The organism is Odoribacter laneus YIT 12061 (genome assembly GCF_000243215.1).
Lineage (GTDB): Bacteria > Bacteroidota > Bacteroidia > Bacteroidales > Marinifilaceae > Culturomica > Culturomica lanea.
In genome coordinates this window covers 2,249,055-2,271,572 of the sequence record NZ_JH594596.1, presented here as the reverse complement: position 1 = coordinate 2,271,572, position 22,518 = coordinate 2,249,055, and the positions used below count along the sequence as shown (strand labels likewise).

18 protein-coding genes are annotated in these 22,518 nt (G+C 40.5%); 15 read left to right on the top strand and 3 right to left on the bottom strand.

Annotated features, from left to right (window positions below; genetic code table 11):
- The first annotated feature begins 54 nt into the window (after positions 1 to 54).
- Together HMPREF9449_RS09510 and HMPREF9449_RS09505 are read left to right on the top strand one after the other, a co-directional pair.
- Positions 55 to 564, top strand: coding sequence for a YtfJ family protein (locus HMPREF9449_RS09510; protein WP_009137046.1), 510 nt, complete (start codon positions 55 to 57; stop codon positions 562 to 564).
- A gap of 64 nt (positions 565 to 628) precedes the next feature.
- Positions 629 to 2,899 (top strand): cation:proton antiporter, encoded by a 2,271-nt coding sequence (locus HMPREF9449_RS09505; protein WP_009137045.1) that lies wholly within the window; start codon positions 629 to 631, stop codon positions 2,897 to 2,899.
- 2 nt (positions 2,900 to 2,901) lie between these two features.
- Here the strand turns inward: HMPREF9449_RS09505 and HMPREF9449_RS09500 are convergent, their stop codons facing one another.
- The gene (locus HMPREF9449_RS09500; RefSeq protein WP_009137044.1) at positions 2,902 to 3,672 is read right to left on the bottom strand and encodes a M23 family metallopeptidase; all 771 of its coding nucleotides are present in this window, start codon (positions 3,670 to 3,672) and stop codon (positions 2,902 to 2,904) included.
- Between the two features lie 199 nt (positions 3,673 to 3,871).
- On the opposite strand from HMPREF9449_RS09500, the gene HMPREF9449_RS09495 reads away from it, so the two are divergent.
- The 11 genes from HMPREF9449_RS09495 (at position 3,872) to HMPREF9449_RS09445 (ending at position 16,836) form a co-directional block, all read left to right on the top strand.
- Complete coding sequence (locus HMPREF9449_RS09495) at positions 3,872 to 5,533, top strand: putative transporter (protein ID WP_009137043.1); 1,662 nt, start codon at positions 3,872 to 3,874, stop codon at positions 5,531 to 5,533.
- Positions 5,534 to 5,642: 109 nt separating this feature from the next.
- Positions 5,643 to 6,209, top strand: coding sequence for an RNA polymerase sigma factor (locus HMPREF9449_RS09490; RefSeq protein ID WP_009137042.1), 567 nt, complete (start codon positions 5,643 to 5,645; stop codon positions 6,207 to 6,209).
- A gap of 85 nt (positions 6,210 to 6,294) precedes the next feature.
- Positions 6,295 to 7,143 (top strand): energy transducer TonB, encoded by an 849-nt coding sequence (locus tag HMPREF9449_RS15920; RefSeq protein ID WP_009137041.1) that lies wholly within the window; start codon positions 6,295 to 6,297, stop codon positions 7,141 to 7,143.
- 260 nt (positions 7,144 to 7,403) lie between these two features.
- Positions 7,404 to 8,081: an ABC transporter ATP-binding protein gene (locus HMPREF9449_RS09480; RefSeq protein WP_009137040.1), complete on the top strand. Its 678-nt coding sequence runs from the start codon at positions 7,404 to 7,406 to the stop codon at positions 8,079 to 8,081.
- Between the two features lie 65 nt (positions 8,082 to 8,146).
- Positions 8,147 to 9,394: an ABC transporter permease gene (locus HMPREF9449_RS09475; RefSeq protein ID WP_009137039.1), complete on the top strand. Its 1,248-nt coding sequence runs from the start codon at positions 8,147 to 8,149 to the stop codon at positions 9,392 to 9,394.
- A 43-nt stretch (positions 9,395 to 9,437) separates the two neighbouring features.
- Positions 9,438 to 10,691, top strand: coding sequence for an ABC transporter permease (locus HMPREF9449_RS09470; RefSeq protein WP_009137038.1), 1,254 nt, complete (start codon positions 9,438 to 9,440; stop codon positions 10,689 to 10,691).
- 48 nt (positions 10,692 to 10,739) lie between these two features.
- Complete coding sequence (locus tag HMPREF9449_RS09465) at positions 10,740 to 11,840, top strand: efflux RND transporter periplasmic adaptor subunit (RefSeq protein ID WP_009137037.1); 1,101 nt, start codon at positions 10,740 to 10,742, stop codon at positions 11,838 to 11,840.
- Positions 11,841 to 11,868: 28 nt separating this feature from the next.
- Positions 11,869 to 13,251 (top strand): TolC family protein, encoded by a 1,383-nt coding sequence (locus HMPREF9449_RS09460; protein WP_009137036.1) that lies wholly within the window; start codon positions 11,869 to 11,871, stop codon positions 13,249 to 13,251.
- A 119-nt stretch (positions 13,252 to 13,370) separates the two neighbouring features.
- A complete protein-coding gene (locus tag HMPREF9449_RS09455; protein WP_009137035.1) occupies positions 13,371 to 14,051 on the top strand; it encodes a queuosine precursor transporter in 681 nt (226 codons plus the stop codon).
- A 296-nt stretch (positions 14,052 to 14,347) separates the two neighbouring features.
- Positions 14,348 to 14,992 (top strand): HAD hydrolase-like protein, encoded by a 645-nt coding sequence (locus HMPREF9449_RS09450; RefSeq protein ID WP_040611766.1) that lies wholly within the window; start codon positions 14,348 to 14,350, stop codon positions 14,990 to 14,992.
- A gap of 11 nt (positions 14,993 to 15,003) precedes the next feature.
- On the top strand, positions 15,004 to 16,836 hold the full coding sequence (locus HMPREF9449_RS09445) for a thioredoxin fold domain-containing protein (RefSeq protein WP_040611323.1): 1,833 nt from the start codon (positions 15,004 to 15,006) through the stop codon (positions 16,834 to 16,836).
- A gap of 126 nt (positions 16,837 to 16,962) precedes the next feature.
- Here HMPREF9449_RS09445 and HMPREF9449_RS09440 read toward each other — a convergent pair whose 3' ends face one another.
- The gene (locus tag HMPREF9449_RS09440; protein ID WP_009137032.1) at positions 16,963 to 19,701 is read right to left on the bottom strand and encodes an ATP-binding protein; all 2,739 of its coding nucleotides are present in this window, start codon (positions 19,699 to 19,701) and stop codon (positions 16,963 to 16,965) included.
- Positions 19,702 to 19,914: 213 nt separating this feature from the next.
- Positions 19,915 to 21,105, bottom strand: a complete 1,191-nt coding sequence (gene kbl / locus HMPREF9449_RS09435; RefSeq protein ID WP_009137031.1) for a glycine C-acetyltransferase — start codon at positions 21,103 to 21,105, stop codon at positions 19,915 to 19,917.
- Between the two features lie 497 nt (positions 21,106 to 21,602).
- Between kbl and HMPREF9449_RS09430 the strand changes: the two genes are divergently transcribed.
- Both HMPREF9449_RS09430 and HMPREF9449_RS09425 read left to right on the top strand, forming a co-directional pair.
- Positions 21,603 to 22,124 (top strand): hypothetical protein, encoded by a 522-nt coding sequence (locus HMPREF9449_RS09430; RefSeq protein WP_009137030.1) that lies wholly within the window; start codon positions 21,603 to 21,605, stop codon positions 22,122 to 22,124.
- Positions 22,114 to 22,512: a phosphoribosyltransferase gene (locus tag HMPREF9449_RS09425; protein WP_009137029.1), complete on the top strand. Its 399-nt coding sequence runs from the start codon at positions 22,114 to 22,116 to the stop codon at positions 22,510 to 22,512. The genes HMPREF9449_RS09430 and HMPREF9449_RS09425 overlap by 11 nt, the downstream gene beginning before the upstream one ends.
- Positions 22,513 to 22,518: the final 6 nt, after the last annotated feature.

Here is a 22,518-nt window from a genome sequence, read left to right as displayed (position 1 = left end):
TGTGGGGGAGGATTTGCCGTATATTTTTCATTAAAAATTTAATAAAAGAGAGATATGCGGTATTTTTTAATTATTTTATTGGCTTTAGGGTTGTCTGGAAAGACGACTTGGGCACAGGTTGGAGAAAAAGTTGGGGAAGTCAAAGTTTTGAATGTCAAAAACGACACCATTAATTTACCGATGTTGGGTAAGGAAGCGTTGTTAATATTTTACCAGGATCCTGGACATGCCAGTCAGAACGAAGATTTGCAGGATTATTTTAAAGCTCATCCGATGAATAGTTCCAAAATTGAGTCTTACGGAGTGGTAAATATGGCAGCAGCACCCTTGATTCCCAATGGAATGATTAAGCGGATGGCACGTAAGCGGACAAGAGGCACAAATGCTCAGGTATATTTTGACCCGAATAATTATTTAAGCCGGGGATGGAATTTGGGGGATGTAAACAATGCCTCTTGTGTAATAGCCGTAGACAAAGACCGGATCATCCGCTTTTTTAAAGCGGGACAAGTTACCCCTGCAGAAATGCAACAAGTGATTGAATGGGTAAATCAAAATAAGTAATTTTTGAAAATATAAAATTGGGTAAAAATCTATATCTTCGGGGGAAATTATTAAAAAATTTCCAATGCAAAAATCCAAGAAAAATTACCTGATCTATATATTGATGCTCCTTTTGTTTGGGCTTCTGATCTATGCGGCCTTGCATCGGGGAGAACGTTTTGCAGAAATCGGGGTGGTTACTGTTGTCCAACAGGAAGGCGGGGCTTTTGAGTTATTTCAGCGTATTATTGCTGATAATTTAGTCAGCCCTTTAGCTGTACTTCTGTTTCAGATCATTGTGATATTGGCGGCCGTTCGCATTTTCTCCTGGCTTTTCAGCTATATCGGCCAACCCGGAGTCATGGGAGAAATTATTGCGGGGATTGTCTTAGGGCCTTCTTTGTTGGGATATTTTTTCCCGAACTTTTTTGAAATGCTTTTTCCGCCGGCCTCTTTAATGAATTTGAATTTGTTAAGTCAGATTGGACTGGTTTTGTTTATGTTTGTGATCGGTATGGAATTGGATTTCGGGGTACTGAAGAACAAGATGAACGAAACCCTGGTGATCAGTCATGCGGGAATTGTGGTCCCTTTTTTCTTGGGCATTGTCACTTCGTTTTGGGTGTATGAGAAATATGCCGTTACGCATACGGCGTTTCTCCCTTTTGCTCTTTTTATCGGGATTTCAATGAGTATTACTGCTTTTCCTGTTTTGGCCAGAATTGTTCAGGAAAGGGGATTGACGAAAAAACATATCGGAATTTTGTCTATTGCTTCGGCTGCCAATGATGATGTGACGGCCTGGTGTTTGTTGGCAGTTGTCATTGCAATTGCTAAAGCCGGTACTTTTGTTAGTGCCCTTTTTACTGTAGGCTTGACATTGTTGTACATTTTGATTATGTTTCTCGCCGTTCGTCCTTTCTTGAAAAAGATCGGGAATGTATATGCGACCAGCGAGGTTATCAATAAGACTTTTGTCGCTTTTATCTTTATCGTTTTAGTTCTGTCGGCTGTAACAACTGAAATCATCGGTATTCACGCTTTGTTTGGGGCTTTTATTGCGGGAGTCGTTATGCCTTCCAATATCGGTTTCCGCAAAGTGATGATGGAGAAAGTAGAGGATGTCGCTTTGGTTTTTTTCCTGCCTTTATTTTTTGCTTTTACAGGATTGAGAACGGAAATCGGTTTGTTAAATAGTCCTGAATTATGGGGAGTTTGTGCTCTATTTGTGGGAGTGGCTATTGTCGGTAAATTGGGAGGATGCGCTATTGCCTCCAGACTGGTAGGAGAAAGCTGGAAAGACAGTTTTATCATTGGTACTCTGATGAACACAAGGGGGCTCATGGAATTAGTCGCTTTAAATATCGGTTACGAAATGGGGGTATTGCCTCCTTCTATTTTTGTCATTCTGGTTTTGATGGCGTTGATTACCACGTTTATGACGACTCCTTTGCTGGTTTTCTTTGAAAAAGTCTTTCATGTAAAAGAAGGTATAGTTGAATTAAAGAATAGAATATTGCTTTCCTTTGGGAAACCGGAAAGTGGGAAAGTACTTCTGTCTGTCATTCATTTTTTCCTGGAACATCAGTTGAAAGATACAGAATTGATCGCGGCTCATTTTACTTTGGGAGCAGACGTTAATCCGGCTAAAGCGGCTGAATATGCTTATAAGAGTTTTCAGCCGATCAGAGGGGAGGCCGAACGATTGGGCGTAAAACTTACGGAACGATATCAGGTAACGGATAAACTGATATACCAGGTGGCCCGGATGGCTGAAAAAGAGAAGGTCCGTTTTTTATTTGTAGGAGCGGGCCAACAGTTTATGCAGGAATACGCACAGCGCTTAACGGAACAACGTATGCCTTTACTATATCGTTTTTTTCGGATGCTCAGTCGGGGAACTTACGATCTGCCCGGAATACTCCACCGGGAAAAAATAGAAAAAATGATGCGGGAGGTCGATTGTCCTGTTGCGATCTTCGTTAACCGCCATTTTTATTGTCCTGAATATATTTATTGGATCATTGGCGGAGAAGAAGATCTGTTTCTGACAGAATATATGGTTGCACTTTTAGCAAAAGGGGTAAATATCCGCGTCTGTTATAGGGAAGAAAGTGGAGAAAATATGTCTTTGCAAAACCATTTGGATAATTTATATAGTCAATATCCTGAAAATTTGATTCCCGATGTATCTTTGAGAAATCAGGAGGCCCTGCAAGGAGTGAATCGCCTGGCTGTTTTGAGTTACGATACCTGTGTACACATTGCTGCCGATGCCGATTTGTTTTCTTCTTTGCCTTCTTTATTGGTAATACATCCGGGAAAAATAGACGAAGGAAAAGAACTTGCAGAGTAAAATTATTCGTACATTTTATAATACTTGTCGATATGAATTTTCCCTTTTTCGTCAGGGGTGAATACCAGGCATTTGTTTTGTAATTTCTGACCTGCAAAGTCGATAATCAGGTTCGGATCAAAAGGCTGACCGTTGATGCGGGTTTCAAAGTGCAAATGTTCTGTCGTAGCTCTTCCTGTGCGTCCTTCCAAAGAGAGGGGATCTCCGGCTTTTACTTTATCTCCGGCCTTTACTAGGAGTTTAGAACTATGCCCATATACCGTTTCCAGACCGTTGTAATGCCGGATCACTACCACATTCCCATACCCTCTGGCGCGGCCTGCGATTCGGATAATACCGTCGAAAGCCGCCCGAATCGTATCGTTGGCAAATGTTTTGATATCGATACCGGTGTGGGGACGATTGTGGCGTCTGCCATATTGGGATAAAATACGTGCATTGGGAAGGGGAAATGCGAAAGAATTTTCTGTGATTTGCCCAAAATCTATCCACAACTCTTTACATTTATCGAATAATTTTTCTGTTTTAGCTCTTACCAGATATCTTTCTTCCCCGCTGAAAATATCTGTAATTTCAGGGGCAGGAGCTATGAATTCTGCCGGCTTAGGTAAATAATCAGAATAGGCTAAAGTCGCTGGCATTAACATTCCTTCTGTGGAGAAAGGACGTAATTGGGTAGAGAAAGGAACTTCCGGAAGATGCTGCAAAGAGCAAGAGGTAAAAAACAGAGAAATCAAAAGAGAGACAAACGTAAATAACTTTCTATAACTCATAGGCTCAATTTTTACGATTACAAAAATAAGAAAAATAGTTTTAATGTCGATGGAACTTATTAAATACCAACACTTTTTAACGATTTTATATTTCACCGCAAAATAATGGGGGACAGGGATATTGAAAAACTAGAAGAAAACGGTATTTGTCTGCTTTAGTTTAAAATACTACCTTTGCTTCGGTTTTATTGTTGAGAAAATGGATTGGTTAAGAGAGCTTTTTATAGACCATTCAGTAATACAGGCTGTAGTGGTGGTTTCCCTCATTACGGCTATGGGGTTAGTGTTGGGGAAAGTAAAAATTCTGGGAATTTCTTTAGGAGTAACTTTTGTATTTTTCATCGGAATTTTAGCCGGTCATTTGGGCTTGAGTATTGATCCACAGATGTTGAACTATGCTGAAAGTTTCGGTTTGATCCTCTTTGTATATGCTTTGGGCTTACAGGTGGGGCCCGGTTTTTTCGGTTCTTTTCGCAAAGGAGGAATTACCTTGAATATGCTGGCTTTAGCTGTAGTGTTGTTGGGAACTGTCATGACGATTCTTTTCCATATTTTTACCGGGGTTTCCTTGTCGGATATGGTCGGTATTTTAAGCGGAGCGGTAACCAACACCCCGGCTCTGGGAGCAGCCCAGCAGACTTTAAAGCAACTACAGATAGAAGAAACGGATCCGGCTTTGGGATGTGCTGTGACCTATCCTTTAGGAGTGGTGGGGGTTATAATTGCCCTTGTCGTTATTCGCAAAATGTTTCTGGATAGGACGGTTCCTACTCCGGGAGAGGATATGAAATCCCATACTACCTTTATTGTCGGTTTTCAGGTATGTAATCCCGGGATATTCGGTAAAACGATCAGGGAAACGGCATTGTTGGCCTATCATAAATTTGTAATATCGCGTTTATGGCGGGATGGAAGAGTTTCGATACCGACTTCCGATACGGTATTACAGGAAGGGGATCGACTATTAGTGATCACTTCGGAAACGGAGGTGGGTACACTTGCCATGTTGTTTGGGGAACAGGAGCATGTCGATTGGAATAAGGACGATATCGATTGGAATGCGATTGATAGCCAGCTGATATCTCAGCGGATTTTAGTAACGCGTTCTGAAATCAATGGGAAAAAATTAGGATCTTTACGGTTGCGGAATCATTTTGGTATCAATATCACCCGGATTTACCGGGCAGGGGTGGAGTTATTGGCGACTCCGGAATTAGTTCTTCAATTGGGGGATAAGTTGACTGTCGTCGGAGAGGCAAATGCTATTGCTAATGTGGAAAAAGTATTGGGGAATAAGGTGATGAGCCTGAAAGAACCCAATCTGGTTGCTGTATTTGTGGGGATTGTGTTGGGGTTGATTGTGGGGTCCATTCCTTTTGTTATTCCAGGAGTTAGTTTCCCCGTTAAATTAGGTATAGCCGGGGGGCCTATTATTATGGGGATTTTGATGGGAGCTTTCGGGCCGCGGCTTCATATGATTACTTATACGACCCGTAGTGCTAATTTAATGTTGAGGGCTTTAGGGTTATCAATGTATTTAGCCTGTTTAGGATTGGATGCGGGAGTTCATTTTTTTGAGACGGTTTTCCGTGCGGAGGGGTTACTATGGCTGGGTTTGGGATTTGCCATTACGATTGTGCCTGTGCTTATTGTGGCTTTTATTGCTTTAAAAATAATGAAGGTTGATTTCGGTTCAGTATCGGGAATGTTGTGCGGAAGCATGTCCAACCCCATGGCTTTAAATTATGCCAATATGATTGTAACGGGTGATAATCCTTCTGTCGCATACGCCACTGTTTATCCGCTGACGATGTTTATTCGGGTTATCATTGCACAGTTGATTCTGATTCTTTTTTTATAGATTTCTGCATTTGAAGGGAAAACTTTTCCAACATTTGAACTTTTCCGGGAAAAATGTTGCATTATTTTATTAAAAAAATCATCTTTGTAAAATACCTTACAGATTATATTTGAAAGCAGTACCTGGAAATATCAGTGACGAGGAGTTGTTAGCCCATTATCGGGAGAGTCATAAATCCGAACAATTGGCTGAACTTTATAAGCGCTATATACCTTTGGTGTATGGGGTGGCGTTAAAGTATTTCAAATACAGCGAGGATGCTCAGGATGCTGTAATGGATATTTTTGAGGAACTTTTGACTAAAGTTCAGGTGAACGACATCCGTCTTTTCAGGCCTTGGTTATATGTATGTGTAAGGAACTATTGTCTGATGAAGCTTCGAAAACGTTCTTTAAATCCTATCCTTACTTTAGACGAAAATTTTATGGAATTTTGCGATGATTTTAATCTTGAGGATATCAGGGAAGAAGATCAGAAAGAAAAAGTATTATTAAAATGTATAGAGTCTTTGCCGGAAAAACAGCGGATTAGCATTTATCGTTTTTTTATGGAAGACCGTTCTTATAAGGAAATAGAAGAAGCAACGGGATTTTCTTTAAAAATGATAAAGAGTTTTATACAGAACGGAAAACGTAATTTGAAATTGTGTATGCAAAAGAAGGGGGTGATCGCTTAAGAAATTTTCCTTTGCTTTAGCATACAGAAGAAAAAGTTTAGGGAAGGGAAAGGTTTGTGGCCGGTAAAAAGAAAATTGTAAACCGATGAAGTACGGGGAAGATTTAGCGGAGTATTTGCGTAGCAAACAGAGAGGCAAGGCTGCTAACTCTCTGGAGAGAGAGGCTTTGTCCGACCCTTTTTTGTATGAAGCCTTGGAAGGATTGGGAGAAGCGAAAGAAGATCCGTTAAAAATAATTGAAAACTTATCTAAACGAGTAGAATACCGGGTATATCCCCGTAAGAAAAGAATAATTCGTTTGAGTGCAGGTATTGCTGCAATTTTCCTTGTATTTATTACTCTGGGGCTTTTTTTCTGGGAAAAGGAATCTCGGGAAAAAGTGATGTCGACTCAATATGCGGCAGTGGAGAAAAGGGATACTGTAAATATTTTGCATTTGGCAAGGCGCGACCGGAAACAAGATCTGAAAACGGAGGCGGTTGAGGATGCGGTTGTACAAACGCTTTCTGATTCTTCAGAAGCAGACCTTCCGGAAAAAGATACTGCAAAGCCCAATGCTGAGTTAAAATTCCGGAAGCAGCTTGCCCGGGTGGGTGGAGTAAAGGAGAAAGGAGGAGTGCGGGTGGAAAATAAGGGAAAAATAGGACCGATGCCCGTAGGAGGGATCGAAGCTTTTGAACGTTATGTCCAGGACTCTCTGATTTATCCGGAAGACGCCAAACGGGCAGGACTGGAAGGGGAAATAAAACTTTCTTTTGTAGTGAATCGATACGGACGGCCTTCCGGGATTAGGGTCGTCCAATGGATAACGAATTCTTGCAACCGGGAAGCTATCCGTTTATTAGAAAATGGCCCGAGGTGGACTTATACCGGAACTACTGATTCTACCATTTTATTCATACCTTTTTATTTTGATTCTATTCCCCAGAGGTGAACTGTTTTTCAGAGGATGAATTCTTTTGGTCAAATGAATATTCTTTTCTCCTTTTTTAAGTATAATTTATTCAATCTTTATTATTTTTTTTAAACAGTATATGTAACGTTTGTCTATATTTGAGCGTCTAAGAAATGTTATGAGTTTACAAAATAAATGTTAGTAACGTTTCAATGGAGGGAATGACATTAATTTGAATAGGGGGGCAAAGGGGAACTTTTAAGATTTTACCATGAAGGATTTGCATAAAACTGAGATACATGATACATTTGGAGAATATCAACAAAACTTATAATAATGGGGCTCCTCTGCATGTATTAAAGGGGATTGATTTAACGATTGAAAAAGGAGAATTTGTTTCTATTATGGGAGCTTCAGGCTCTGGTAAATCTACTCTTCTGAATATATTGGGAATCCTGGATAATTATGATACGGGAAATTATTACCTGAACGGGACCTTAATCAAAAATCTTTCCGAAACGCAAGCTGCGGAATACCGGAATAAAATGATCGGTTTTGTCTTTCAGTCTTTCAATCTGATTTCTTTTAAAAATGCATTGGAAAATGTAGCACTTCCGCTTTATTATCAGGGAATATCCCGGAAAAAGCGGAATTTAATGGCTATGGAATATTTAGAGCGATTAGGATTGAATGAGTGGGCATTGCATATGCCGAACGAATTATCGGGAGGACAGAAGCAACGGGTAGCGATAGCCCGGGCTTTGGTGGCCAGTCCTCAGCTCATTTTAGCTGATGAGCCGACGGGGGCTTTAGACAGTACGACTTCCATAGAAGTGATGAATATTTTGCAGGAAGTTAACCGGAACGGGATGACAATGATTATTGTTACTCATGCCCCTGATGTAGCGGCAAGGACCAGGAAGATTATTCATATAAAGGACGGGCTTATCGGTTCGATAGAGGTAAATAGCCGTTAGCAGGAGTGGGGATGAATTTTTAGCGGTTATATTTTTCTCAATGCTCATTTAAAGTTTTAGAGGACATGTTTGATATCTGGCAGGAAATATTTAGTACCATCCGAAAAAATAAGCTCCGGACTTTTTTGACCGGTTTTTCTATGGCTTGGGGGATATTTATGTTAATACTATTGTTGGGTGCGGGGAACGGATTGAAAAATGGGGTTTCTGTGAGTTTCGGAAACGCGGCAAAAAATTCGGTTTATATCTGGCCCGGGCAAACCAGTATGCCCTATAAAGGATTACAAAAAGGACGACTTATAAAATTTGACGAAACGGAAAAAGGATATTTGAAGCGGGAATTTCCTTTTATCTCTTACTTTTCTGCCAGTATTATACATTGGAATCCGGTTATTTCTTATGGAAAGGAGTATGGAAATAATACGGTAAGGGGAGTGGAGCCTGATTTTGCAGAGATCGATAACGTTGTGGTGGAGGCGGGGAATGGACGTTTTATCAATGAAGTAGACATGCAACAGGCGCGTAAGGTAATTGTTATTCACAAAAAGACGGCCAAAGGTTTGTTCCGGGAGGAAGCAGCGCTTGGGAAATATTTGGTTGTCGATGGAGTTGCCTATCAGGTGATTGGAATTTATGAGGGAGAAGACCGGGATCAATTACCGGATGTTTATGTACCTTTAAGTACAGCTCAGCGGATATACAATCCGGCAGAAGGGTACCGAAATATTAATTTTATGGTAGAGGGGTTATCTACGACAGAGGAAAATGAAGCATTTGATACCGAGTTAAGGGCAAAATTGGGACAGAAGCATACTTTTGATATACAGGATCGTCAGGCCGTATGGGTTTGGAATAAATTGAAAAATTATATGCAAACCATGGGTATATTCAAGGGGATTAATCTTTTTGTATGGATTATTGGAATCGGAACTTTGATTGCCGGTATTGTAGGGATCAGTAATATAATGTTGATTACAGTGAAAGAGAGAACCAAGGAATTTGGCATACGTAAGGCTTTGGGAGCGACACCTTTTTCCATATTGAAATTGATTATTTTGGAAGCTTTACTGATTACCGGTTTTTTTGGTTATATCGGTATGGTTGCGGGAGTCGGTTTGACGGAATTGGTGAATAATGTTATGGCGGATGCAGGTTCTACAGAGGAGATGAATATTTTTAGAAATCCTACTGTCGATTTGCCCATTGTGATTTCAGCTACAGTTGTATTAATTGTTGCCGGAATCTTAGCGGGATATTTTCCTGCCCGCAAAGCTGTTCATATAAAACCGATAGAAGCTTTACGGTATGAGTAAGGAAAAGAGAATCGAATTTAATAAACAAAAAGTTTAGCAGAAGATGTTTGATCTGGATCGTTGGCATGAAATATGGATTACCATAACGCGGAATAAGATGCGGAGTGTTTTGACCGCATTTGGAGTGTTTTGGGGAATATTTATGTTGGTCGTTATGTCGGGAGCCGGTTATGGGCTGGAGAACGGTGTGAAGTCCGGTGTAGAAGGATTTGCAGAAAATTCCGCTTACTTTTTCACCAATGTGACGACGGAAGCTTATAAGGGATTCCGGAAAGGACGCAGGTGGCAGTTCCGGAATGAAGATATGGATATGTTGCGGGCGTATATACCGGAATTGAAATATATTTCTCCGGTTATATTCCAGTGGAAGGAGGATAATAATGTCGTAAGGGGGGATAAATACGGAGCTTATTATGTCAAGGGATTGAATCCCGAGTATAACTTTATTGAACCGCAGAGTATGCTGTATGGGCGTTATTTGAACGAAATCGACATAAGGGATAGAAGAAAAGTATGTGTGATCGGGAAGAAGGTCTATGAGGAAATGTTTACAAAGGGGGAGAATCCGTTGGGGCATTTGTTGAAAGTGGGAGGCATATACTATCGGGTGATCGGAGTAAATGAACCGATAACGCAGGTCAATATCGGTGGAGATCCGAAAGAAAGTATCATCTTGCCTTTTACGGTGATGCAGCAAACCTATAACCGGGGAGGTGAATTGGATTGTATTGCATTGACCGCTGTTGAGGATGTCCGGATAGGAAAGCTGGAAGAAAAAATATCGGGTTTGTTGAAGGCCCGTCATTCCATTTCTCCTACCGATCCGATGGCGATACAAAGCATGAATGTAGAGAAACAATTCCGTATGTTTAAAATGTTGTTTTTAGGGATCAGTATTTTGATTTGGATTGTGGGCTTGGGAACTTTGTTGGCTGGTGTGGTGGGGGTGAGTAATATCATGATGGTAACGGTGAGGGAACGGACACGGGAAATCGGTATTCGCCGGGCTTTGGGCGCAAAACCGAAATCAATTCTGATGCAGATTATGTACGAAAGTTTGGTTTTGACGGCTTTAGCCGGATTTTGGGGATTAGCTTGCGGAGTGGGTATTTTGTCGTTGGTAGATAATGCGTTGGGAAGCGTAGCTCGGGATACTTTTTTCCGGCATCCCCAGATTCCCTTTTCCATGGCTATTCTGGCAGCTTTTGTATTGTTGTTGAGTGGGGTAATGGCGGGAATAATCCCGGCTTGGCGTGCTTTACAAGTGAAGGCCATCGATGCGATACGCGAAGAATAAAGGGAAGCGGAAATAAGATAGAGATTATAGAAAATTAATAAAATAGATATGAAAAAGTACACCAAATTTATTTTTATTGGATTGTTTGTGTTTGTATTGATCTGGACTTTTGTTTTTCTATGGAAAAAGTCCCGTCCGGTGAAGGTTGAATATCAGATTGTAACGCCGGTTGTGGGAACCATAGAAAAGAAGACGGTAGCTACGGGCAAGGTGGAACCTCGGGATGAGGTGTTGATAAAACCTCAGATTTCGGGGATTGTATCGGAAGTATGTAAAGAAGCCGGACAGTCTGTAAAGGCCGGAGAAGTATTGGCAAAGGTGAAAGTCATTCCGGAAATGGGCACGTTGAGTGCAGCAGAATCCCGGGTAAATGTGGCTCAGATTAATTTAAGGCAAACGCAGAAAGAATACGATAGAACCAAAGAATTGTATAAAGGGAAAGTCATTGCTAGTGAAGAATTTGAGCGGGCAGAGACAGAATGGATGCGGGCAAAAGAGGAATTACAAAATGCACAGGATAATCTGGAAATCGTCCGGGACGGAATTGCAAAGCGGTCTTCTCAATTCAGTAATACTCAAATTCGGGCTACGATTACCGGTATGATACTGGATGTACCGATAAAAGTCGGGAATTCCGTTATTCAGTCTAATAATTTTAACGACGGTACGACCATAGCTACTATTGCTGATATGAGCGATATGATTTTTAAAGGGAAGATCGACGAGACGGAAGTAGGACGTATCAAAGAAGGTATGCCGCTTACTTTGACGATAGGCGCATTGCAGGATATGAAATTCAATGCGATATTAGAATATATTTCTCCCAAAAGTATAGAGGAGAATGGCGCGATTTTATTTGAAATAAAGGCGGCAGCAGAAGTGCCGGATTCTGTATTTGTGAGGGCTGGTTATAGTGCGAATGCGGAAATTATATTGGATCGTTGTCAGGAGGTGTTGACTATACCTGAAAGTACGGTAGAGTTTCAGCAGGATTCGACTTTTGTGCAGGTTGTGACGGCAGAAGAACCGGAGCTGGAACTACAACGCCGTTATGTGAAGTTAGGGTTGTCTGACGGGATTAATATACAGGTAAAAGAGGGGCTGACCACATCGGATAAGATCAGAGGAGGTAAAATTGTGAAACAATAATGAGGGTGTAAATTAACAATTCGTATTTATGATAAGAAAATATAGTGGGCTGCTTGGGTTTTGTATAGGAGCTTGCCTGACAGTTTCCGGACAAATGGCAGAAACAGCACAAACGGCTCCTTCTCCTGCCTCGCGTGTTTGGACTTTAAAAGAATGTATCGATTATGCCATCGAGCATAATATTGAGGTTCGGCAAAGGGTCTTGGAAAAGAGGAATCAAGAATTAAATGTCAATACAGCCCAATACAGTCGTTTGCCGGATTTAAATGCCGGTCTGGGGCAGAACTTTTATTTCGGGAGGGGACCGGGACGGGACGGAACTTATCAGGATCAAAGCCAGTCGTCCAGTTCTTTGGACATCAACACCCGCGTTCCGGTTTTTTCCGGATTTCGTGTCCACCATCAAATCCAGATGGAAAAATTGAATTTACAAGCTGCTATTGCAGAATTGGATCGTGCCAAAGAAGATTTGTCCCTGAATATAACCTCTTATTTTTTACAGGTACTTTTCAATCATGAATTGTATCGGATTGCAGAAGAACAAGTCCGGCTGAATCGGGAACAGGTAGAGAGGACTGAAATATTGGTGAGGGGAGGGAAGGTTCCAGAGTCGGAATTATTTGATGCGAGAGCTTCTTTGGCCAAGGAAGAATTAAATAAAACGCAGGCACAGAATACCTTAAAGTTATCTTTACTTGATTTGAGTCAATTGTTGAATCTGGAAACAGTAGAAGGATTTGAGATCGAAATGCCGGATATCGAGCATATCCTTATTGAGCAAATCGTTCATTTGATGACTCCGGAGTCTGTCTTTACAGCCTCTGTGAAAAACCGTCCTGCAGTAATGGCTGCGGAATTTCGTTTGCGAAGCAGTGAGAAAAATTTGAAAATCGCAAAATCTGCCTATTATCCTCAGCTGTCTTTGGGAGCCTCCTATAGTAATAGTTATTACCATACTTATAATTTAGGAGAGGGGGGGAGTAATCCTTCTTTTTCCACTCAGTTAAGCCGAAATGGGAGTGAATCGGTAGGCTTAAATTTGAGCATACCGATTTTCAATCGCATGTCTACCCGTAACCAGGTTCGTTCGGCCCGGATTTCGATTGAAAATCAGGAATTAATGTTAGAAAATATGCGCCAGAATTTGTATAAAGAGATCCAGCAGGCCTATTACAATGCCGTGGCCGCTCATGAAAAATATCTTTCTTCAGAAAAATCCGTGGAAGCTTCCCGGACAGCTTTCCGGTATGAAGAGCAAAAATACAATGCGGGACGTTCTACCAGCTATCAGTTTAATGATGCTAAAACTCGTTTAGCGAAGTCTCTGTCGGAAGCCGCTCAGGCAAAGTACGATTTTATTTTCAGAACTAAAATTCTCGATTTTTACAACGGACGTCCCTTGGATGAATAGGAATATTTAAATGTTCTCAACTTTTTGCAGATTCATTAAAAACTTCTATTTTTGGGGCCTCATTTGAGGGACGCATTGTCTCTCCGTGTGCTTGATGAACCACGTAAAAAACAAGGAAAATGCAAAAAACGGTTACTATTCCCTTTATGCTTTTAGGTATACTTTTCAATGTATGCCTGATCGCTTCTAATTTATTGGAAACCAAGGTGGTTCAACTCGGAGGAATAACGGCTACAGCGGGTTTAATCGTGTTTCCTATATCTTATATTATAAACGATTGTATTGCCGAAGTATGGGGCTTTAAAAAAGCCCGTTTAATTATTTGGACAGGGTTTGCCATGAATTTTTTGGTTGTCGGATTCGCTCAGCTGGCCGTGTTACTTCCGGCAGCTTCGTTTTGGCAAGGAGAAGAAGAATTTAATTTTGTATTTGGCATGACGCCCCGTATTGTGGTGGCCAGCCTTTGTGCGTTTCTGGCTGGTTCTTTTCTGAATGCTTATATCATGAGTAAGATGAAGCTGGCTTCCCAGGGAAAGCATTTTTCATTACGGGCCATTGTATCGACGCTAGTCGGCGAAAGTGCCGATTCGCTGATTTTTTTCCCTGTCGCTTTCGGAGGTCTGATTCCGGGACGGGAGTTATTGCTTATGATAGCTACCCAAGCCTTGCTGAAATCCCTTTATGAAGTATTGGTGCTCCCGCTGACTGTACGGGTTGTCCGTTATATCAAAAAGATCGAACAAACAGATGTGTATGACCGGCATATCTCTTACAATATTTTGAAATTGAAGGATATATAATTGAATTGTGAATCGCCTGTTCGATCCGCTTTTTGCAAGGGGTATACTGTCGGTATTCTTGAACGGTGCTTCTTTTCCGATTCGAATGATTTGTCGGCCCCCTGAGTTCATCCTCGGTCCGGAGAAGGGTTGCTTATCAGCGAATTGTTCCTCACGAAGACTGATCAATCGACCTGCAGCAAAAAGAAGTATTTTCCCCCGCTGTTCCTGTTAAAATATCACAAAGAAACAGAAGCTTCTTTAGAGAGGGTTTATATTTAAAAATATTCCGGTATTTTTGTATGAACGGAATACAAATGAATAAGAAATACATATTACTTGATCTGGATGGTACGGTTATTGATTCTCGGGAAGGAATTACCCGTTCCGTGCGTTACGCATTGAAACATTTCGGCATAGAAGTGCCGGATTTACGGGAGTTATATTGCTTTATCGGTCCTCCTTTAGGAGATTCTTTTCGTATGTTTTATCATTTCAGTGCTCAGGAGGCAGAGATTGCTGTTCAGGAATACCGCAAACGCTATAGTAGCCAAGGGGTTCATGAAAATAAAGTATATGAAGGGATACCGGCCCTTTTTAAAAAATGGCAATCCGAGGGAAAACAGCTTTTGTTGTGTACTTCCAAGCCAGAGGTCTTTGCTTTTCAGATTGTGAAGGAGTTGGGACTGGAAACATATTTTACTTTTGTAGGAGGTGCGACTTTGGATGGATTACGCCAGGAAAAAGCCGATGTGATCCGGTATGTATTGCGTGCAAATGCCATTTCTAACCGGGAAGAAGTCGTGATGATCGGAGATCGGAAATACGATATAGAAGGAGCGAAACAAAACGGGATCACTGCCGGAGGCGTATTGTACGGATTCGGAAACAGACAGGAATTGGAACAAGCTGGAGCGGATTTTATAGCAGCGGCTGTTGAAGATTTGGGGAAAATAGTATAATACAGAAAAGAATGAAATCAATCTATACTTTTTATTTTTTAATCTGTTGGACGATGGGATTTGCTTTTTCCCCTGTTGTTGCCCAGAAAAACTTACCGGTGGTAACTTGGGAAGAAGCCAGTTTACAGGCTGCCCGGGATAATAAGCTGGTATTTGTGGCTGTCGATATAGTGCCGGATAAAAGAATATTTTCCAACGAAACGGTAAAACTTTTCTTTGAACGTAATCTGGTTCCGATTTATATGGATATGCAGACGGAGGAAGGGAAGACGTTTGAGCCTAAATTATTATTAACTCCTTATCCGGTTTATGCTTTTTTTATGCCTTTTGGAGATTTATTGCTGACTGTTGAACCGACAAAAATAGTAAAAGATCCTCTCGTTTTGTTAGATGCTGCACGGGAAGCCCAGCGATTGGCAGAAGTGAAAAAAAATAATAGCCGTTCGGTAAATTTTATGACTTCAGGCTGGCAGGAGGTTTTGGTAAAAGCCAAGGAGGAGAAGAAGCCGGCATTTATTTATTTCCGGGAAAAAAGTTGTAGGAAGTGTCTTTTTGTCGAAAATAATGTTTTTAATTTAGATCGGATGGCGGATTTTTATAACCGGCATTTTATTCCTTATCAGGTAGACATTTCAGCGGAACAACCCTTGTTAAAGACCTATGGAATTGAGAAATTACCGGCTTATTTATTTGTGAATGGAGAGGGGAAGGTGATTTATTTGACTTCCGGGCAAACGCAGACAGAAGAAATTTTGCAAATGGGGGAAGAAGCCCTGCGGAAGGCAGAGGGGGTTAAATTCTCGGATAATAGCTGGGAACAGATACTGGCACTGGCTCAGCAGGAAAAAAAAGGAATCTATGTGGATTGTTATACCCTAGTCGGAGGGGAGAGAAGGCCTTTGACAGAGATCGTATACCGGGATCCGGAGATCGCGGCTTTAATGAATGATCATTTTATTAATTATACCGTGGATCAAAAGAGTGAAGAAGGAAAACGTTGGGCGGAAAATTATGGCCTGACTTCGCCTTTTTGTCAGGTCTTTTTGGACAGTACAGGGAAATTGGTGCATCTGTCTGCTGGAATTCCGGATCTCTCAGAATTTAAAGAAATTGTAGTGTCAGCTCTTGAAGGAAGAGGGTTACAATTCCTGTCGGAAAAATATAAAAGAGGCGATCGGGAACCTGTTTTTGTAGAGGAATACATCCGGATCCTGGGAAGAGCGGGTTTAAAGGATAAAGCGGGAGAAGTGGTCGAAAGTTATTTGGGAGAACTGGGAACGGAGCGGCTGAAGAATAAAAAATACTGGGAGTTGTTCCGGGAGTATGTGATCGATATAGATTCGGAACTATTTAAGTATGTTTCTCAGTATAGGACTGATTTCTTCTCTTTATTCGGCCGGGAGGAAGTCCTGAAGAAGATTCAGCAAGTCTGGACAGTGGGAGCGGAGGGTTTTGTGACGAAAAAAGAGGGGAAATATGTATTTGATGAGGCGGGCTTTAAAAATTACGTCAAGCGTTTAAAAGCTGAGAAAATAGAAAATTGGCGGAGTATTGTGCGGAAAGCCCGTATGAATGCTGCTGAAAAGACCGGAAATTGGAAAGTTTATGCGGAATTAGCTGAAGAAAGATGGAATGAGGAACAGATTCCAGAGGCGGAACTTTACAGCTGGGGGGTCGTGATTAAAGAAAATTGCCGGGATAAATCCATTCGTTATAAAGCTGCCCGTTGGTATGCATTGACGGTGGCAGAAATCGAAAAAAAAGAACGGTTGGAAGGAAAAGTGAGAGTATCTTCCTACAAAGGTTTTTTTGAAAAACTGGTAAATGACTTGATCGAAGAATAGAAAACCTTCTTAGCGACAGAAAGAAGAATAGAATTCTGAGGGAATTGTATAATTTTCTCTCGGGCTTCTGCTTTCTTGCTAAGGGGGAAAGAATGTTTTTCGTATAATCGGACCTTAGGAACTCTTTTAAAGGTTTATCAAATTCTGGATTTTTTCTTTTAATAATTTTGCATGAACAGGTTTAGAAAGATAGGCATTAAATCCGCTTTTGAATACTTTTTGTTCGTCTTCTGCAAAAGCGAAGGCTGTCACGGCGATAACGGGGACGGTAGAAGATAATTTCCGGATTTCCCGGATTGCTTCATAGCCATCCATTTGGGGCATTTTTAAATCCATAAGTATAAGATGAGGCTGGTATTTTTGGAAGAGATCGACAGCTTTTTTTCCGTCGGGAGCATGAAAAAGAAAATAGTCTTTTGCAAGTATGGCTTCGAACAATTTATAATTGCTCAAATTATCCTCTGCAATCAGAATAAGAGGTTTTTCTGTTTGCTGTATTTCTGAAGCAGGAGCGGGAAAAGGAAGCGGTTTTGCCTCGGATTGTGGGGAATTTGCAGGAGGGGTATAAGGGAGAGTAAACCAAAAGGTAGATCCTTGTCCTTCCGCTGATTCGACACCGATCTTTCCTCCTAAACGTTTAATAATGGTTTCACTGATTGCCAACCCTAATCCTGTCCCTTGGGTAAAGTTATTTAATTTTACGAAACGTCCGAAAACCTGGTCTCTTTTATCTGCCGGGATGCCACAGCCCGTATCCGTGACGTAAAAGTAAAGCGTTTTATCTTCTTGTAATTTGTAGCCGAATGAAATGCTGCCATTTTGAGTAAATTTAATGGCGTTGGTCATAAAATTGTTAATAACTTGCAAAAGCCGGTTTTTTTCAGTTCGGATCGTGCATTCCGGCAGGCCTTGTTGGAACGAGAGCGTTATTTTTTCCGGATTGACTTTGAGCTTATTGATTTGTTCTGCCTCTTCCAGCAGTGTATTTATATTTACATCGGTGTAAATAAATTCTAAGGTTCCGGCTTCAATCTTAGACAAGTCTAAAATATCTCCGATAAGCTGTAAAAGAAGAGCATTATTATTGGCTATAATATCCAGGTATTCTTTTCTTTCTTCGGGCTCGTCGGTTTGGGCCAATACTTCGGAAAAACCGACAATTGCATTGAGTGGAGTTCGGATTTCGTGACTCATATTGGCTAAAAAGGCTGATTTTAAACGATTACTTTCTTCTGCCTGTTCTTTAGCCAGTAAAAGGTTCTGTTCCATTCGTTTGCGTTCTGTGATTACAATACTGGAACCGATAATCGTTTTAGGTTTGCCTGCTGAGTCGTATTCGTAAATCGCCCCTTGTTTGTCGATCCATTCATATTCGCGGTCATTGTACCAATGTACCTGATAGGTCTCGTGAAAACTTTTTCGCTTCCCGCAGAGAAGTTCTTCAAAGACTTTTTGCATATGTTCTTTAAAATCAGGATGTATGGAATTGACGTATTTTTCTACGGTGCAGTAATATTTCCCTTGGATAGGAGCTTTCTGATCTTCGTGATGATATATATGATAATCGCAGGAAAAGGTCTGTGTCGGAATATCGCAATCCCAAGGCAATACTTTAGAAAGACTTAAAACAGAGGATAAAATGGAATTCGTAATTTCCAGTTTTTCTTTTGCTTCTACCAGTGAGTTGGCCATTTTTTGGCGCTGGTCTACCGAAGTCGTCGTGCCTATCAGACGAGTGACCTGTCCGTTTGCATCTGTTTTTTCTACGGAAGCATGGAGTTCAATCCAGATATATTTTCCTTTTTGTCTGAAATCGGCCCGAATAATTTTTTGCAGGGTATTTGTTTCTCCTTTTATCAGACGATAAAAGCTCGAGCGGGTTTCTTCCCTGTCTTCCGGATGCAGGGCATTAAAGAAACTTTCGGCCGGAAATTCCCTGTCCCACTTGAGGGTTTCTTTACTTTTTCCAGCAGCCTGTTCCGAGTCTATGACGAATACTTGCTTTTGAACATCAAAAGCCCACAACATTAATTTAGCGATATGGAGGGCTAGCATTAATTTTTGTGTCACAGATTTTATTTTCTCTTGTTGTTGTTGCATGTCTGTAACGTCTAATGAACTACAGACCAGCCATTTTGTTTTTCCGTGAAGAAATATGTTTTTAGTTATCATTAAAGAGTGTTCTTTCCCATCGTTCAGAATGAATTTTTCTATTCCTTGATAACTTGCGTTTCTATGGGCCAGATTCCGATCAAATTCCTGTGCTTTTTGAGCCTGTTTTTCTTCCATAAATAAAGTCTCGTCCTGTCCGAGAATCGCCTCTGACGAAAGTCCGAAAATACTGGATTGCTTGCTCCAAAAAATATATTTTTCGGTATTCATGTCTTTTATGGAAGTAGGGATGGCCATATTTTCCAGTGCTTGACTCAGATAAGACCTTAATTTTTCGGCTTCGATCTGATTTATTGTACTTTCTGTGATATCCCGGAAAAAAGTGAGGATGCGATCCCCTGAAAACGTGGTGATATAAGTGTCAAAGTATACTTTTTCCCCGTGAATTTGCAAACAAAGTTTAAAGCGTTGTGGCTGACGTGTTTGTAGCACCGTCTCCACTTTGTGGGTATAATCCTCCAGGAGAGGAGAATTCTTTAGAATAAACCCGATATTTTTTCCGATCATATCTTTTACCGGGTAAGGAAATAAAGAAATTGATGCATTTAAAACTTGAATAATGTTTAATGATTTATCCTGAATAAACATCATGTCGGGGAAAGAATTTAGCAATTCTTCGCATAAGGAAGGAGTAATAAAATTCTGTTTGTGAGGGGTTTGCTTCTTTTTAAAGCATTTGAGGAATAAGTTCATGATGTTAAGTTTTCAGGTACGGGTATCTTTCTCTCTTCTTCTTCACAAAGAGAAAAAAGAATTTTTTTATTCAACCGATAAACTTACACAATTCTTTATATTATCCTGTTAAAAGAAGCCTAAATATATTCGGGGGAAAATCGTATAAACAAAAAAACGGAGTTTTTACAACTCCGTTTTCAATAAATAGACATAAATAGAGTGTAGATACACTTATTTAATAACATTTAATTTCTTTCCGATCTTAATGAAGGCAGCGATAGCACGATCCAATTGTTCACGGGTGTGTGCAGCCGACAATTGTATCCGAATACGAGCCTGTCCTTTCGGTACTACCGGATAATAGAAACCGGTTACATAAATATGTTCTTTCTGTAATTCTGCTGCAAATTCCTGAGACAATACAGCATCGTATAACATGAGGGCAGCAATAGCAGATTCGGATGGTTTAATATCAAAACCGGCTTCTGTCAGTTTGTTGCGGAAATATTCTGCATTTTCCATTACCCGGTCGCGTAATTCTGTGCTGGCGCTCAACATATCGAATACAGCAATGGAAGCTCCACAGATAGCCGGAGACAAAGAGTTGGAGAACAAATAAGGTCTGGACCGTTGACGTAACATTTCAATGATTTCTTTTTTACCCGTGGTATAACCACCCATAGCCCCGCCGAGCGCTTTTCCTAATGTTCCGGTAAGGATGTCGATCCGGTCCATTACGCCATGGTATTCTCCTGTGCCTCTACCGGTCTTACCGATAAATCCGGCAGCATGGCTGTCATCCACCATGACCAAAGCATCGTATTTCTCTGCCAGATCGCAAATTTCATTTAATTTTGCGATATCTCCGTCCATAGAGAAAACACCATCCGTTACGATGATGCGGAAACGTTGGGCTTGTGCTAATTTCAATTGTTCCTCCAAATCCTGCATATTGGCATGTTTGTAACGGTAACGTACAGCTTTACATAAACGTACTCCGTCGATGATGGAAGCATGATTCAGTTCGTCAGAAATGATAGCGTCTTCCTGTCCGAATAAAGGTTCAAATACACCTCCGTTAGCGTCGAAACAAGCAGCATATAAAATGGTATCTTCTTTTCCGAAGAATTGAGATATTTTCGCTTCAAGTTCTTTATGGATGTCCTGAGTACCACAAATAAATCGTACTGATGACATTCCGTAGCCACGAGCATCCAAACCTTTTTTAGCACCTTCAATTACACGAGGATCAGAAGAAAGTCCCAAATAATTGTTTGCACAAAAGTTTAATACAGTTTCACCTGTGGTTAATTTGATCTCTGCTCCCTGAGGGGTGGCGATCAGTCTTTCGGTTTTATATAAACCGGCATCCTTTATAGACTGAATCTCAGTCTTCAAGAAATCTTGAAATTTTCCGTACATATCTGTAAAATTTATGTTTTATTGAAAGACAAAATTAAATAATTTTTAATCAAAATACTAACTGATACTTATAAAATTGAAAGAGGAAAACGTTTTTATTTTACAGGGTGGATTCTGGTTTTTTTAATGTGAAAATGTTTAAGTATTAGGGAGAGCTTCGAGGATAAAGGGAGGGGATTATGACTTTATGCTTGGCTATCTTTTCTGGAGGAACAAACTTTTTTCCGGCATAAGAGATTTTAATCCGGGAGGTTTATTCCCTGAAACGGTGAGATTTGGTTTTTGAAAAAATAGGAATTCTTTCCTGAAACTTTTAAAAATTTCAGGTATATAAATATTTTTATATTTTTACATATTCTCTGGGAAAAAGAGAAAAATATTTTATGGTAAGTTAATTTTTCTTTATAAATGAGAGAAATAAAGGAAAAAAAATAACTTTGAATATTCTTTAAAAATAAGAGATAAAATAAGTATATCGAACCTTTAATATTTTGATTATGAATCTGATCACTACCTTTAAGCCAATCAGTATGGGCTTATCTCAGTCACGTACCTATTTGTTTGGGGCCATTTTTATATTGGGAAATTTGCTTTTACCTCAGTTGTGTCATTTTATTCCGGATGGGGGGAAAATGTGGTTGCCCATTTACTTTTTTACTTTGATCGCTGCCTATAAATTCGGCCTTCGGGTGGGTTTATTGACAGCTATTTTTTCTCCTGTGTTGAATTGTTTGCTTTTTGGGATGCCTTCCTTAGCTATTTTGCCTGTATTACTGATAAAATCCTCCTTATTGGCAGGTGTTGCTGCCGGCGTAGCTCATTATACTCAAAAGCTATCTCTTTTGCACATTGCTGTCGTTATTGTGGCGTATCAGGTATTCGGAGGGATGGCAGAATGGTTGTTAACGGGTAGCTTTATGGCTGCTGTACAGGATTTTACATGGGGTTTACCGGGAATGTTGTTTCAAATTGTAGGGGGCTGGCTGGCTCTTAAAGGATTGGCGAAATATGAATTCTAAAAGTTTCGCTGAAGTTTTAGAAAGATTCAGGACAATTGAATTCAAAGAGTCTTTCGACCTGATTGTTGCTATAGCAAACGGAGGGATTATTCCGGCGGCTTTACTCAATCAGCGTTTAAATAGAGAGATACAATTGTTGAAACTGAATCTACGGGATGCCGCTCAAAAACAGTTATATCCTCAACCTCGTTTGCTGGAAGAAATCCGGTTTGAAGTGAAAGGAAAAACGATTTTGTTGGTGGAGGACCGGGTAAAGACCGGTACGACTTTACATTATGCTCAACAATTGCTGGCTGATGCAAAATTGGTGAAAACTTTTGCTGTAAACGGAAAGGCGGATTACTGTCTGTATGATGAAGCCTGCTTTCGTTTCCCTTGGCTGATGTAGGGGGAC

Coding starts and splice junctions, on each gene's coding strand:
- HMPREF9449_RS09440 (WP_009137032.1), bottom strand. CDS start 19,701: ATGAACTTATTCCTCAAATGCTTTAAAAAGAAGCAAACCCCTCACAAA.
- HMPREF9449_RS09495 (WP_009137043.1), top strand. CDS start 3,872: ATGGATTGGTTAAGAGAGCTTTTTATAGACCATTCAGTAATACAGGCT.
- HMPREF9449_RS09450 (WP_040611766.1), top strand. CDS start 14,348: ATGAATAAGAAATACATATTACTTGATCTGGATGGTACGGTTATTGAT.
- HMPREF9449_RS09480 (WP_009137040.1), top strand. CDS start 7,404: ATGATACATTTGGAGAATATCAACAAAACTTATAATAATGGGGCTCCT.
- HMPREF9449_RS09465 (WP_009137037.1), top strand. CDS start 10,740: ATGAAAAAGTACACCAAATTTATTTTTATTGGATTGTTTGTGTTTGTA.
- HMPREF9449_RS09470 (WP_009137038.1), top strand. CDS start 9,438: ATGTTTGATCTGGATCGTTGGCATGAAATATGGATTACCATAACGCGG.
- kbl (WP_009137031.1), bottom strand. CDS start 21,105: ATGTACGGAAAATTTCAAGATTTCTTGAAGACTGAGATTCAGTCTATA.
- HMPREF9449_RS09475 (WP_009137039.1), top strand. CDS start 8,147: ATGTTTGATATCTGGCAGGAAATATTTAGTACCATCCGAAAAAATAAG.
- HMPREF9449_RS09460 (WP_009137036.1), top strand. CDS start 11,869: ATGATAAGAAAATATAGTGGGCTGCTTGGGTTTTGTATAGGAGCTTGC.
- HMPREF9449_RS09505 (WP_009137045.1), top strand. CDS start 629: ATGCAAAAATCCAAGAAAAATTACCTGATCTATATATTGATGCTCCTT.
- HMPREF9449_RS09455 (WP_009137035.1), top strand. CDS start 13,371: ATGCAAAAAACGGTTACTATTCCCTTTATGCTTTTAGGTATACTTTTC.
- HMPREF9449_RS09445 (WP_040611323.1), top strand. CDS start 15,004: ATGAAATCAATCTATACTTTTTATTTTTTAATCTGTTGGACGATGGGA.
- HMPREF9449_RS09510 (WP_009137046.1), top strand. CDS start 55: ATGCGGTATTTTTTAATTATTTTATTGGCTTTAGGGTTGTCTGGAAAG.
- HMPREF9449_RS09425 (WP_009137029.1), top strand. CDS start 22,114: ATGAATTCTAAAAGTTTCGCTGAAGTTTTAGAAAGATTCAGGACAATT.
- HMPREF9449_RS09430 (WP_009137030.1), top strand. CDS start 21,603: ATGAATCTGATCACTACCTTTAAGCCAATCAGTATGGGCTTATCTCAG.
- HMPREF9449_RS15920 (WP_009137041.1), top strand. CDS start 6,295: ATGAAGTACGGGGAAGATTTAGCGGAGTATTTGCGTAGCAAACAGAGA.
- HMPREF9449_RS09500 (WP_009137044.1), bottom strand. CDS start 3,672: ATGAGTTATAGAAAGTTATTTACGTTTGTCTCTCTTTTGATTTCTCTG.